Source organism: Streptomyces katrae (assembly GCF_002028425.1).
Lineage (GTDB): Bacteria > Actinomycetota > Actinomycetes > Streptomycetales > Streptomycetaceae > Streptomyces > Streptomyces katrae_A.
Genome location: NZ_CP020044.1, coordinates 47,482 through 61,701, shown reverse-complemented (window position 1 = coordinate 61,701; position 14,220 = coordinate 47,482). Strand labels below are relative to the sequence as shown.

Genomic DNA, 14,220 nt, shown 5'->3' with positions numbered 1-14,220 from the left:
TACTGACCAACTCAAGGGGAGCGACGTTCGATGGCGGACGAGGAAAAGCTTCGGGATTACCTCACCAGGGTGGTAGCCGAACTGCACCAGACACGTCAGCGGCTGCGTGACGTGGAGTCCGAGGAGCAGGAGCCCATCGCCATCATCGGGATGGGCTGCCGCTTCCCGGGGGGCGTCAGCTCCCCGGAGGACCTGTGGCAGCTCCTGTCCGCCGAGGGCGACGCCGTCTCCGGGTTCCCGGCCGACCGCGGCTGGGATCTGGAGCGGCTGTACGACCCGGACCCGGACCACCCGGGTACGACGTACGCGCGCGAGGGCGGCTTCCTCGACCGCGTCGCCGACTTCGACCCCGCCTTCTTCGGGATCTCCCCCCGCGAGGCCCTGGCCATGGACCCCCAGCAGCGCCTGCTGCTGGAAACGTCCTGGGAGGCGTTCGAACGGGCCGGCCTGGGACCCGCCGCACTGCGCGGCAGCCGCACCGGCGTCTTCGTCGGCGCGGCGGCGCAGGGCTACGGCATCGGCCTCGGCCGCTCCGGCGACGGCTCCGAGGGGCACGCCCTGACCGGCAGCGTCACCTCGGTCCTCTCCGGCCGCCTGTCCTACACCCTCGGCCTCGAAGGCCCGGCCGTCACGCTCGACACGGCCTGCTCCTCGTCCCTCGTCGCCCTGCACACCGCCTGCCAGGCGCTGCGCAACGACGACTGCTCGCTGGCCCTCGCCGGCGGCGTCACCGTCATGTCCAACCCCGGCGGGTTCCTGGAGTTCAGCCGCCAGCGGGCCCTCGCCCGCGACGGGCGCTGCAAGGCGTTCGCCGAGGCCGCCGACGGCATGGGCATGGCCGAGGGCGTCGGCCTGCTGGTCGTCGAGAAGCTCTCCGACGCCCGCCGCAACGGCCACCCCGTCCTCGCCGTCATCCGCGGCTCCGCCGTCAACCAGGACGGGGCCTCCAACGGCCTCACCGCCCCCAGCGGCCCCTCCCAGCAGCGGGTCATCCGCCAGGCCCTCGCCGACGCACGCCTGTCCTCCGACCAGATCGACGCGGTCGAGGCCCACGGCACCGGCACCGCGCTCGGCGACCCCATCGAGGCCCAGGCCCTCCTCGCCACCTACGGCCAGGGCCGCGACGCCGACGACCCGCTGTGGCTCGGCTCCGTGAAGTCCAACATCGGCCACACCCAGGCCGCCGCCGGCGTCGCAGGCGTCATCAAGATGGTCGAGGCGATGCGCCGCGGCGTGCTGCCCAAGACCCTGCACGTCGACGAGCCGTCGTCGCACGTCGACTGGACGGCCGGCCGCGTCGAACTGCTCACCGAGCGGCGCACCTGGCCCGCCCGCGAGGACCGGCCCCGCCGGGCCGGAGTCTCCTCGTTCGGCATCAGCGGCACCAACGCGCACGTCATCGTCGAAGAGGCCCGCGCCGAAGCCCGGCCCGAACCCGAGCCGTCCGCCCGCGGCGCCGTCGTGCCGTGGGTACTCTCCAGCCGCTCCGAAGCGGGGGTCCGCGCCCAGGCAGAACGCCTCGCCGGGTTCCTGCGCGTCCACCTCGGACTGGACCCCGCCGACGTGGGCGTCTCCCTGGCCACCACCCGGCACGCCTTCGAACACCGTGCCGTCCTCGTCGGCCGCGACCCGGCCGCCCTGCTGGAGGCCGTCGAGGCGCTCGCCCAGGGCGGCGGCACCCTCGGACAGCCGGTCGCCGGCCGCACCGCCTTCCTCTTCACCGGCCAGGGCGCCCAGCGCGCCGGCATGGGCCGGGAGCTGTACGGGGCCTTCCCCGTCTTCGCCGAGGCCCTCGACCAGGTCTGCGCCGCCGTGGACCCGCAGCTGGGGCGCTCCCTGCGGGAGGTCATGTTCGCCGAGGACTCCGCCGAACTCGACCGCACGGAGTTCACGCAGCCGGCGCTGTTCGCCCTCGAAGTGGCCCTGTTCCGGCTCGTCGAGAGCTGGGGCCTGAAGCCCGACCACCTGCTCGGGCATTCGGTCGGCGAGATCGCCGCCGCCCACGTGGCGGGCGTGTTCCCGCTGGAGGACGCGGCGCGTCTGGTCGTCGCGCGGGGCCGGCTGATGCAGGCGCTGCCCGCGGGTGGCGCCATGGTGTCCGTACGGGCCTCCGAGGCGGAGGTCGCCGAGCTGGTCGCCGGGCACGAGGGCGTCAGCATCGCCGCCGTCAACGGGCCTTCCTCGGTCGTCGTCTCGGGTGTGGCCGACGCCGTCACCGAGATCGCGGACGCCCTCGCCGGGCGCGGTGTGAAGACCAAGCGGCTGACGGTGAGCCACGCCTTCCACTCCCCGCTCATGGAGCCGATGCTCGACGCCTTCCGCGCCGTCGCCGAGTCCGTCGCCTTCGCCGCACCGGCCATCCCCCTCGTCTCGAACCTCACGGGCGAGCCGGCCGCCGCCGAGGAGCTGTGCTCCGCCGACTACTGGGTGCGCCACGTCCGCGAAGCCGTCCGCTTCGCCGACGGCGTCAACACCCTCCACGGCCAGGGCGTCACCCGCTTCGTCGAACTCGGCCCGGACGGCGTCCTGTCCGCGATGGCCGCCGACACCGCCCCCGACGCCGTGTACGCCCCCGTGCTGCGCAAGGGCCGCGACGAGGCCGAGTCGGCCGTCGCCGCCCTCGGCCGCGCCCATGTCCACGGCATCACCGTCGACTGGCCCGCCTTCTTCGCCGCCACCGGCGGCCGGCGCACCGAACTGCCCACCTACGCCTTCCAGCACGAGCGCTACTGGCCCACGGCCCCCGCCCCCGCCGGCCCGGCCGCCCCGGCACCCGGTGACCCGGCCGACGCCGAGTTCTGGGCCGCCGTCGAGGAACAGGACCTGGAGGCGCTGTCACAGGCCGTCGCCGCGGAGGAGTCCGCGCGCCCCCTGCTCGACGCCGTGCTGCCCGTGCTCTCCACCTGGCGCAAGCGCCAGCGCGAGCGCTCCGTCGTGGACGGCTGGCGCTACGCCGTCGCCTGGAAGCCGCTCGTCGAGAAGACCACCGCCACACCGTCCGGCCAGTGGCTCGTCGTCGTCCCCGCCGGCCACGCGGACGACCCGGCCGTCACCGGATCCGTCACCGCCCTGGAGGAATCCGGCGCCACCGTGACGCGCCTGGAGATCCCCGCCGCCGGCACCGGCCGTACGGGCCTGACCGCCGCCCTGGGCGAAGCCGCCCCCGACGGGGACCGGTTCGCCGGCGTGCTCTCGTTCCTGGCCCTGGACGAGACCCTCCTGCCCGAGGGCGCCGGCGTGGTCCGCGCGGGCCTCGCGGCCACCCTCGCCCTCGTCCAGGCCCTCGGCGACGCCGGCATGACGGCACGGCTGTGGTGCGCCACCCGCGGCGCCGTCGCCACCGGCCGCTCCGACACGCTCACCAGCCCCGTACAGGCCCAGGTCTGGGGCCTGGGCAAGGTCGCCGCCCTCGAACACCCCGACCGCTGGGGCGGCCTCGTCGACCTGCCCGCCACCCTCGACCCGCGGGGCCGCGCCCGCCTGGCCGCGGTGCTCGCCGCCGCCGACGGGGAGGACCAGGCGGCCGTCCGCGCCGCCGGCACCTACGTACCCCGCCTCGTGCGCCCCGCGACCGGCACCGCGGCCGCCCCCGCCGCAGACGGCTGGACCCCGCGCGGCACCGTCCTGGTCACCGGCGGCACCGGCGCCCTCGGCGCCCGCATCGCCCGCCGCCTCGCCGACCGGGGCGCCGAACACCTCGTCCTGACCAGCCGGCGCGGACCCGACGCCCCCGAAGCCCGCGCCCTGCGCGAGGACCTCGAGGCCCGCGGCGCCACCGTCACCCTCACCGCCTGCGACGTCGCCGACCTCACCGCCCTGCGCGCGCTCGTCGCCTCCCTCGCCGACCGGGGCACCCCCGTGCGCTCCGTCGTGCACACCGCCGGCGTCGGGCAGCTCTTCCCGCTCACCGACACCGAGCCCCGCCACCTCGCCGAGATCCTGCACGCCAAGGTCCTCGGCGCCACCCACCTCGACACCGTCTTCTCCGGCCCCGACGACTTGGACGCCTTCGTCCTCTACTCCTCCATCAGCAGCATCTGGGGCAGCGGCGACCAGGGCGCGTACGCCGCGGCCAACGCCCACCTCGACGCCCTGGCCCGCAACCGCCGCGACCGGGGACTGCCCGCCACCTCCGTGGCCTGGGGCGCCTGGGGCGGCGGCGGCATGGCCGACGGCCACGCGGGGGAGCACCTGCGCCGCCGCGGCCTGCCCGCCATGGACCCGGAGCACGCCGTCACCGCCCTCGAGCGGGCCGTCGTCGGCGACGAGACCCTCACGGCCGTCGCCGACGTGGACTGGGAGCGGTTCGTCCCCGCCTTCACCTCCGCCCGCCCCCGCCCCTTCATCGGCGACCTCGCCGAGGTGCGCCTGGCACTCGCCGAGGAGAGCGCCGCCCCCGACGGCGCCGAGCACACCGCCCTCCTCAAGGGCCGGCTGACCGGCCTGTCCGCGGGCGAACGCGACCGCGTCCTGCTGGAACTGGTCCGTACCCAGGCCGCCGAGGTCCTCGGCCACGCCTCGGCCGAGGCCATGCCCGCCGGCCGGGCCTTCCGCGAACTGGGCTTTGACTCGCTGACCGCCGTCGAACTGCGCAACCGGCTCGGCGCCGCCACCGGCCTGCGCCTGCCCACCACCATGGTCTTCGACTACCCCACCCCCCGGGTCCTCGCCGACTACCTGCGCGGCGAGCTCTTCGGCACCGGCGAGGACGTCGTCGCCGCGGCCGGCCTGGCCACCGCCGCCGACGACGACCCCATCGCCATCGTCGGCATGGGCTGCCGCTACCCCGGCGGCGTCAGCAGCCCCGAACAGCTGTGGGAACTCGTCGCCACCGGCACCGACGCCGTCGCCGAGTTCCCCGACGACCGGGGCTGGGACCTGGAACGGCTCTACCACCCCGACCCCGATCACCCCGGCACCTCCTACGCCAAGGAGGGCGGATTCCTCACCGGCGCCGGCGCGTTCGACGCCGCGTTCTTCGGGATCTCCCCGCGGGAGGCCCTCGCCATGGACCCCCAGCAGCGCCTGCTGCTGGAGACCGTCTGGGAGGCCGTCGAACGGGCCGGCATCGACCCCGAAACCCTGCGCGGCAGCGCCACCGGCGTCTTCGCCGGCACCAACGGCCAGGACTACCCGTCCCTGCTGATGGCGGCCCCGGAAGCCGCCGAGGGCTACCTCGGCACCGGTAACGCGGCCAGCGTCGTCTCCGGCCGCGTCTCCTACGCACTCGGCCTGGAGGGCCCGGCGATCACCGTCGACACGGCCTGCTCCTCCTCCCTCGTCGCCCTGCACCTCGCCGCGCAGGCGCTGCGCGGCGGCGAGTGCTCGCTCGCCGTCGTCGGCGGGGCCATGGTCATGGCCACCCCGTCCACCTTCGTCGACTTCTCCCGCCAGCGCGGCCTCGCCCTCGACGGCCGCTGCAAGTCCTTCGCGGGCGCCGCCGACGGCACCGGCTGGGCCGAAGGCGTCGGCGTGCTCCTCGTCGAACGCCTCTCCGACGCCCGCCGCAACGGCCACCAGGTCCTCGCCGTCGTCCGGGGCTCAGCCATCAACCAGGACGGCGCCTCCAACGGCCTCACCGCCCCCAACGGGCCCGCCCAGCAGCGCGTCATCCGCCAGGCCCTCGCCGCCGCCGGCCTCACCTCCGCCGAGGTCGACCTGGTCGAGGCGCACGGCACCGGCACCACCCTCGGCGACCCCATCGAGGCCCAGGCCCTCCTCGCCACCTACGGCCAGGAGCGCGACGCCGACGACCCGCTGTGGCTCGGCTCGCTCAAGTCGAACATCGGCCACGCCCAGGCCGCCGCCGGCGTCGGCGGCATCATCAAGACGGTCCTGGCCATGCGCCACGGCCTGATGCCGCGCACCCTCCACGTCGACGAGCCGACCCCGCACGTGGACTGGGCCTCCGGCGCCGTCCGCCTGCTCACCGAGGAACGGCAGTGGCCGGCCCGCGAGGACCGGCCGCGCCGCGCCGCCGTCTCCTCCTTCGGCGTCAGCGGCACCAACGCCCACGTCATCGTCGAGGAAGCCCCGCCCGCCGAACCCGCCGGCACCGCCCCCCAGGAGACCGCGCCCCCCGCCGGCCCGCTGCCGGTGCTCGTCTCCGGCCGCGGCGGACCCGCGCTGCGCGCCCAGGCCGAGGCCCTGCGCGAGCTGCCCGACGGCCCGGACCTCCTCGACCTGGCCCACGCGCTGGCCACCACCCGCACCGCCTTCGACCACCGGGCCGTCGTCCTCGCCGACGACCGGACCGCGCTCGCCGAGGGCCTGGCCGCGCTCGCCGAGGGCCGCGAACTGCCGCACGTCCTCACCGCGACCGCCGACGCCGAGGGCCGCACCGCGTTCCTCTTCACCGGCCAGGGCGGCCAGCGCGCCGGCATGGGCCGGGAGCTGTACGGGGCCTTCCCCGTCTTCGCCGAGGCCCTCGACCAGGTCTGCGCGCACGTGGACCCGGAACTGGACCGCCCGCTGCGGGAGGTCATGTTCGCCGAGGACTCCGCCGCACTGGACCGTACGGAGTTCACGCAGCCGGCGCTGTTCGCCCTGGAAGTGGCCCTGTTCCGGCTGGTGGAGAGCTGGGGTCTGAAGGCCGACGCCCTGCTCGGGCATTCGGTCGGCGAGATCGCCGCCGCGCACGTGGCGGGGGTGTTCTCCCTGGAGGACGCGGCGCGTCTGGTCGTCGCGCGGGGCCGGCTGATGCAGGCGCTGCCCGCGGGTGGCGCCATGGTGTCCGTACGGGCCTCCGAGGCGGAGGTCGCCGAGCTGGTCGCCGGGCACGAGGGCGTCAGCATCGCCGCCGTCAACGGACCGGCCTCGGTGGTCGTCTCGGGTGTGGCCGACGCCGTCACCGAGATCGCGGACGCCCTCGCCGAGCGGGGTGTGAAGACCAAGCGGCTGACGGTGAGCCACGCCTTCCACTCCCCGCTCATGGAGCCGATGCTCGACGCCTTCCGCGCCGTCGCCGAGTCCGTCGCCTTCGCCGCACCGGCCATCCCCCTCGTCTCGAACCTCACGGGCGAGCCGGCCGCCGCCGAGGAGCTGTGCTCCGCCGACTACTGGGTGCGCCACGTCCGCGAAGCCGTCCGCTTCGCCGACGGCGTCAACACCCTCCACGGCCAGGGCGTCACCCGCTTCGTCGAACTCGGCCCGGACGCCGTCCTCGCCGCCATGGGCGCCGAATGCGCCGACGCCGTCTTCGTCCCCGCGCAGCGCACGGGCCGCGACGCCCGCGAGGCGCTCCTCCGCGCCCTGGCCACCGCCCACGTCCACGGCGCCGGCCTCGACTGGACGGCCTTCTTCGCCGGGACCGGCGCGCGCCGCGTCGACCTGCCGACGTACGCTTTCCAGCACGAGCGCTACTGGCCCAGGAACCGCGGCGGCTGGACGGGCGACGCGAAGGGGCTCGGACTCGCACCGGCCGGCCACCCGCTGCTCGGCGCCGCCGTCGCGCTCGCCGACGGCGAGGGCGCCCTCCTCACCGGCCGCCTCTCCACCCGCACCCACCCCTGGCTCGCGGACCACGCCGTCGGCGGCACGGTCATCGTGCCCGGCACCGCCTGGGTGGAGATCGCCGTCCGCGCCGGCGACCAGCTCGGCTGCGGCCACCTCGAGGAACTGGCCCTGGAGACCCCGCTCACCCTGCCCGCGGGCAGCGCGGTCCACCTCCAGGTCGTCCTCGGCCCCGAGGAGGACGGCGGACGCCGCACCCTCACCGCGTACGCCCGCCCCGACACCTCCGGGTTCGAGGAGCCGTGGACCCGGCACGCCACCGGCGTGGTGGCCCCGGCCGCCCCCGCCGCCTCCTTCGACCTTGAGGCCTGGCCGCCGGCCGGCGCCGCCGAGGTACCCGTCGACGGCCTCTACGAACGGCTCGCCGACGCCGGCTTCGGCTACGGGCCCGCCTTCCGCGGCCTGCGCCGCGCCTGGCGCGGCGCCGACGCCGTCCACGCCGAGGTGGAGCTGCCCGAAGAGGCGGCCGCCGACGCCGGCAGGTTCGGCCTGCACCCGGCACTGCTCGACGCGGCGCTCCACGCCGTCGGACTCGGCGGCCTCGTCGAGGACTCCGGCCGCGGCCTGCTGCCCTTCCTCTGGTCGGGCGCCTCCCTGTACGCCACCGGCGCCACCGCGCTGCGCGTCGTACTGAAGGCGGCCGGACCCGACACCGTGTCCCTGCTGCTCGCCGACGGGTCCGGCCGGCCCGTGGCCGCCGTCGACTCCCTCGTCCTGAGGCCGGTCGACGTCGCCCGGCTGCGCCCGGCCGCCACCGGCGACGACGCGCTGCACCAGCTCGAATGGGCCCCGCTGCCCGTCACCGCCGACGCGGCCCAGGCCACCGGCGAGGCCCCCGCCGTCCACGCCGACCCGGCCGCGCTGCTCGCGCTGCTGCGCGCCGACGCCACGGCCCCGCTGCCCGCCACCGTGTTCGCCGCCGTCCACGGCGGCACCGCCGAGGACGTCGCCGGCGCGGTCCACGAGACGGCCCGCAAGGCGCTGGAACTGGTCCGGGAATGGCTCGCCGACGCACGCTGCGAGGACTCCCGGCTCGTCCTGCTGACCCGCGGCGCCGTCGCGACCCGCGCCGCCGAAGACGTACGCGACCTGCCGGCCGCAGCCGTCTGGGGCCTCCTGCGCACCGCCCAGTCCGAGAACCCGGGCCGGTTCGGCCTGGTCGACCTGGACGGCACGGACGCCGCCGGCGGCCTCCCGGCGGTCCCGGCCGCCGTGGCCGCCGCGCTGGCCGCCGGTGAACCGCAGATCGCCGTCCGCTCCGGGGCCCTGCTCGCCCCCAGGCTGGTGCGCCTCGGCGCCGCCGGCCACCTGCTCCACCCGCCGGCCGGCACCCCTGCCTGGACGCTCGACGTCGACGGCGCCGGCACCCTGGAGAACCTCGCCCTCGTCCCCTCCCCGGAGGCGCTGCGGGAGCTGGGTGCGGGTGAGGTGCGGGTCGCGGTGCGTGCCGCGGGCGTGAACTTCCGCGACGTGCTCATCGCGTTGGGCATGTACCCGGGTGCGGCTTCGATGGGTATCGAGGGTGCGGGTGTGGTCCTGGAGGTGGGTCCGGGGGTTTCGGGCCTGGCTGTGGGTGACCGTGTGATGGGTGTGCTGGTCGGCGGGTTCGGGCCGGTGACGGTGACGGATGCGCGGATGCTGGCGCGGGTTCCGGAGGGCTGGTCGTTCGCTCGGGCGGCTTCGGTGCCGGTGGTGTTCCTGACGGCGTATTACGCGCTGGTGGAGCTGGCCGGTCTGTCCGAGGGTGAGTCGGTGCTGGTGCACGCGGCTGCCGGTGGTGTGGGTATGGCCGCGGTGCAGGTGGCCCGCCACCTGGGCGCGGAGGTGTTCGCGACGGCGAGTGAGGGCAAGTGGCCGGTGGTGCGGGGGACGGGTGTGGATGCGTCCCGGATCGCCTCGTCGCGGACTTTGGACTTCGAGGAGAGGTTCCTGGCGGCCACGGACGGTCGTGGTGTGGATGTGGTCCTGGATGCGCTGGCGGGTGAGTTCGTGGACGCGTCGCTGCGGCTGTTGCCGCGCGGCGGGCGGTTCGTGGAGATGGGCAAGGCCGATCTGCGCGATCCCGAGCAGGTCGCGGCCGGCCATCCGGGGGTGTCGTACCAGTCCTTCGACCTGATCGACGCCGGGCCGCAGCGCATTGGCGAACTCCTGGAAGAAGTCCTGGGTCTGTTCGCCGAAGGCGTCCTCGAACCGCTCCCGGTGACCTCGTGGGACGTCCGCCGGGCGGGGGAGGCCTTCCGCCACCTCAGCCAGGCACGCCACACCGGCAAGGTCGTCCTCACCCTCCCGGCCCCCCTGGAACAGGACGGCACCGTCCTCGTCACCGGCGGTACCGGAGAGCTCGGCGGCCTCGTCGCCCGGCACCTCGTCACCGCACACGGGGTCCGCCACCTCCTGCTGCTGTCCCGGCGCGGAGCCGACGCCCCCGGCGTCGCCGAACTCGTCGCGGGCCTGGAGGAAGCGGGCGCCCGGACGGTGACGGTGGCCGCCTGCGACGCCGCCGACCGGGAGGCCCTGGCGGCCGTCCTGGCCGCGGTACCGGCCGGACACCCCCTGACCGGTGTCATCCACGCCGCCGGCGTCCTCGACGACGGCATCCTGTCGGCCCTGACCCCCGAACGGCTCGCCGCCGTGCTGCGGCCCAAGACCGACGCGGCCTGGAACCTCCACGAACTGACCCGCGACAGCGACCTGTCCGCGTTCGTCCTGTTCTCCTCCGTCGCCGGCGTCTTCGGCGCCCCCGGCCAGGGCAACTACGCCGCCGCCAACGCCTTCCTGGACGCCCTCGCCGCCCACCGCCAGGCCCACGGCCTGCCCGCCCAGTCCTTCGTCTGGGGACCGTGGGACACCAGCGGCGGCATGCTCGCCACCCTCGCCGACGACACCGCCGGGCGCATCGCCCGCTCCGGCGTCGCCCCGCTCGCCCCCGGCCGGGGCCTGGACCTGTTCGACGCGGGCCGCGCCGCCGGTGACGCCGCCGTCGTCCCCGTCGCCGTCGACACCGGCGCACTGCGCGCCCAGGCCGCGGCGGGCGGCGTGGCCCCCGTCTTCCGGAAGCTGGTGCGCACCCCCTCCCGGCGGGCCGTTACGGCCGCCCCGCAGGAGAGCGGATCCGCCTTCCGGCAGAGGCTCGCCGCACTGCCCGCCGCCGAACGCGACCGGGTCCTCGTGGCACTGGTCCTCGACCAGGTCGCGGCCGTCCTCGGCCACGCCACGGCCGAGAGCGTCCAGCCCGCCAAGGCGTTCAAGGAGACCGGCTTCGACTCCCTGACCGCCGTCGAACTGCGCAACCGGATGAACGCGGCCACCGGCCTGCGCCTGCCGGCCACGCTGATCTTCGACTACCCCACGCCGGCGGCGCTCGCCGACCACCTGCGCGCCGAACTCTTCGCCGACGAGGACACCCCCGAACCCGCCGAACAGGTCCGGGCGGCGGCCGCCGCCCCCGACGACGACCCCATCGCCGTCGTCGGCATGGCCTGCCGGCTGCCCGGCGGGATCTCCACCCCCGAACAGCTGTGGGAGCTGCTCGCCGAGGGCCGCGACGCGATCTCCGGACTCCCGGACGACCGCGGCTGGGACCTCGAACGGCTCTACGACCCCGACCCGGACGGCGTCGGCACCACGTACGCCAGGGAAGGCGGCTTCCTCACCGGGGCGGGCGAGTTCGACGCCCGGTTCTTCGGGATCTCCCCGCGCGAGGCCCTCGCCATGGACCCCCAGCAGCGCCTGCTGCTGGAGACCTCGTGGGAGGCCGTCGAACGCGCCGGCATCGACCCGGCCACGCTGCGCGGCAGCAGCACCGGCGTCTTCGTCGGCACCGCCTCCTCCTCGTACGGCTCCGGCATGCGCCTGCCTGAGGGCGTGGAGGGCCACCTCCTCACCGGCAGCGCAACCAGCGTCGTCTCCGGCCGCGTCTCCTACACCTTCGGCCTCGAAGGCCCCGCGGTCACCGTCGACACGGCCTGCTCCTCCGCGCTGGTCGCCCTGCACCTGGCGGTGCAGGCGATCCGGGGCGGGGAGTGCACCGCGGCCCTGGCCGGCGGTGTGACGGTCATGGCACAGCCCGGCATCTTCACCGAGTTCGCCCGCCAGCGCGGCCTGGCGCCCGACGGACGCTGCAAGGCCTTCGCGGCCGCCGCCGACGGCACCGGCTGGTCCGAGGGCGCGGGCATGCTCCTGGTGGAGCGCCTTTCGGACGCCCGCCGCAACGGCCACCCGGTCCTCGCCGTGATCCGCGGTTCCGCCGTCAACCAGGACGGCGCCTCCAACGGCCTGACCGCCCCCAACGGTCCGTCCCAGCAGCGCGTCATCCGTGCCGCGCTCGCCGGCGCCGGCCTGTCGGCCGCCGACGTCGACGCCGTCGAGGCGCACGGCACCGGCACCACCCTCGGCGACCCCATCGAGGCCCAGGCCCTCCTGGCCACCTACGGCCAGGGCAGGCCCGCCGACCGGCCGCTGCTGCTCGGCTCCGTCAAGTCGAACATCGGGCACATGCAGGCCGCGGCCGGCGTGGGCGGCGTCATCAAGACGGTCCTCGCCCTCCAGCACGGCGTGCTGCCCCGGACGCTGCACGTGGACGAGCCGTCCCCGATGGTGGACTGGTCCTCGGGCGCCGTGGAACTGCTGACCGAGGAACGGGAATGGCCGCAGACCGGCCGCCCGCGCCGGGCCGGCGTCTCCTCCTTCGGCGTCAGCGGCACCAATGCCCACGTCATCGTCGAACAGGCCCCCGAGTCCGCGGCCGAGGCCGAGGCCGCGCCGGACGGCTCCCCCAGGACGCTGCCCGCTGTTCCCTGGACGCTCTCCGGCCGGTCCCGCGCGGCCCTGCGCGGCCAGGCGGAACGGCTCGCCGCGCATATGGCGGAGCGGCCCGGACTCGACCCCGTCGACATCGGCTTCTCCCTCACGGCCGGCCGCACCGTCTTCGAGCACCGCGCGGTGGTCCTGGGCGCCGACCCGGCCGAGGCGCTCGCCGCCCTGGCCGAGGGCCGCGAGGCCCCGGGCGTCGTCCGCGGCCACGCGGGCGCCGGCTCCTCCCGTCCCGTGTTCGTCTTCCCGGGCCAGGGTTCGCAGTGGGTCGGCATGGCCGTCGAACTCCTCGATTCCTCGCCGGTGTTCGCGGCGCGGATCGCGGAGTGCGAGGCGGCTCTGGCGCCGTATGTGGACTGGTCCCTGACCGAGGTCCTGCGTTCGGACGACCCGCTGGAGCGGGTGGACGTGGTCCAGCCGGTGCTGTTCGCGGTGATGGTGGCGCTGGCCGAGGTCTGGAAGTCCTACGGCGTCGAGCCTGCGGCCGTGATCGGTCACTCCCAGGGCGAGATCGCCGCCGCGTGCGTGGCCGGGGCGCTGTCCCTGGAGGACGCGGCGAAGGTGGTGGCCCTGCGCAGCCGGGCCATCGACGCCATCGCGGGTCTGGGCGGCATGGTGTCCGTGAGTCTCCCGGCCGCCGACGCGGCGGAGCGGATCGCCGCGTCCTTCGGCGACCGGCTGGCCGTCGCCGCCGTCAACGGGCCGTCCTCGACGGTCGTGTCCGGTGACGCGGACGCCTGCGCCGAGCTGGTCACCGTCCTCGAAGCGGAGGGGGTCCGGGCCCGCCGGGTCGCGGTGGAGTACGCCTCCCACTGCTCCCACGTGGAGAAGCTGGAGGCCGAACTGGCCGACCTGCTCAGCGGCCTGAACCCCCGCCAGGCGGCGGTCCCCATGTACTCCACCCTGACGGGCGAGCTGCTGGACGGCACAGAGCTGGACGGCGGCTACTGGTATCGCAACCTGCGCAACACGGTCCTGTTCGAGCAGGCCGTGAAGGCGGCCCTGGCCGACGGGCACCGGCTCTTCATCGAGTCGAGCCCGCACCCGGTCCTCGCCGTCGGCCTCGCCGAGATGGACGCCCTCGCCGTCGGCACCCTGCGCCGCGACGAAGGCGACCTGCGCCGCCTGTACACCTCCCTCGCCGAGGCCTGGGTGAGCGGCGTCGGCGTCGACTGGACGGCCGTCTTCGACGGCACCGGCGCCCAGCGCACCGACCTGCCCACCTACGCCTTCCAGCACCGCCGCTACTGGCTCGACGAACCCCTCGCGGCCCCGGCCCGGACGGCACGACAAGAGCCGCCCGAGTCGAATACGAACGCGATGGAGGAGAGTGAACCCGGGGACGGTTCCGCGCTTCGCGCCGAACTCGCCGCACTCACCGGGACCGAGCAGACCCTGCGCCTGCTGGACCTGGTCCGCCGTACGGCGGCGGCGGTCCTGGGACACGAGTCGGTGGAGGAGGTCGAGGAGCACCAGCCGTTCCGGGAGATCGGGTTCCAGTCACTGACCGCGGTGGAGCTGCGCAACCGGCTCGGCGCCGCCACCGGTCTGAGGCTGCCCGTATCGGTCGCCTTCGACCACCCCACCCCCGCCGACCTGGCCGCGCACCTGCGGGCCCAGCTCGTCGAGGACGGCCTCGCGGCCCCCGTGTCCGCGCTCGCCGAACTCGACCGGCTGGAGGCCGCGCTCGCCGGCCTGACGGGGGACAAGCGCGCCCGCGCGCAACTCAGGGCCAGGATGCAGGGCCTCCTGTCCGCCCTGGACGACGAACCGGAGCCCACGACGGTGGCGGCGGGTGTCGCCGAGCAGCTCCAGGCCGCCTCGGCGGCCGAGGTCCTCGCCTTCATCGACAACGAGCTCGGAACTTCCTGATGGACCTGATGGACGCGTACATCT

1 protein-coding gene is annotated in these 14,220 nt (G+C 75.6%); it reads left to right on the top strand.

All coding sequences use genetic code 11. The annotated features are described in order from the left end of the window. The first annotated feature begins 30 nt into the window (after window positions 1–30). Entirely contained in the window at window positions 31–14,196 is a 14,166-nt protein-coding gene (locus tag B4U46_RS35780; RefSeq protein ID WP_079432438.1) for a type I polyketide synthase, read from the top strand. The last annotated feature ends 24 nt before the right edge of the window (window positions 14,197–14,220 follow it).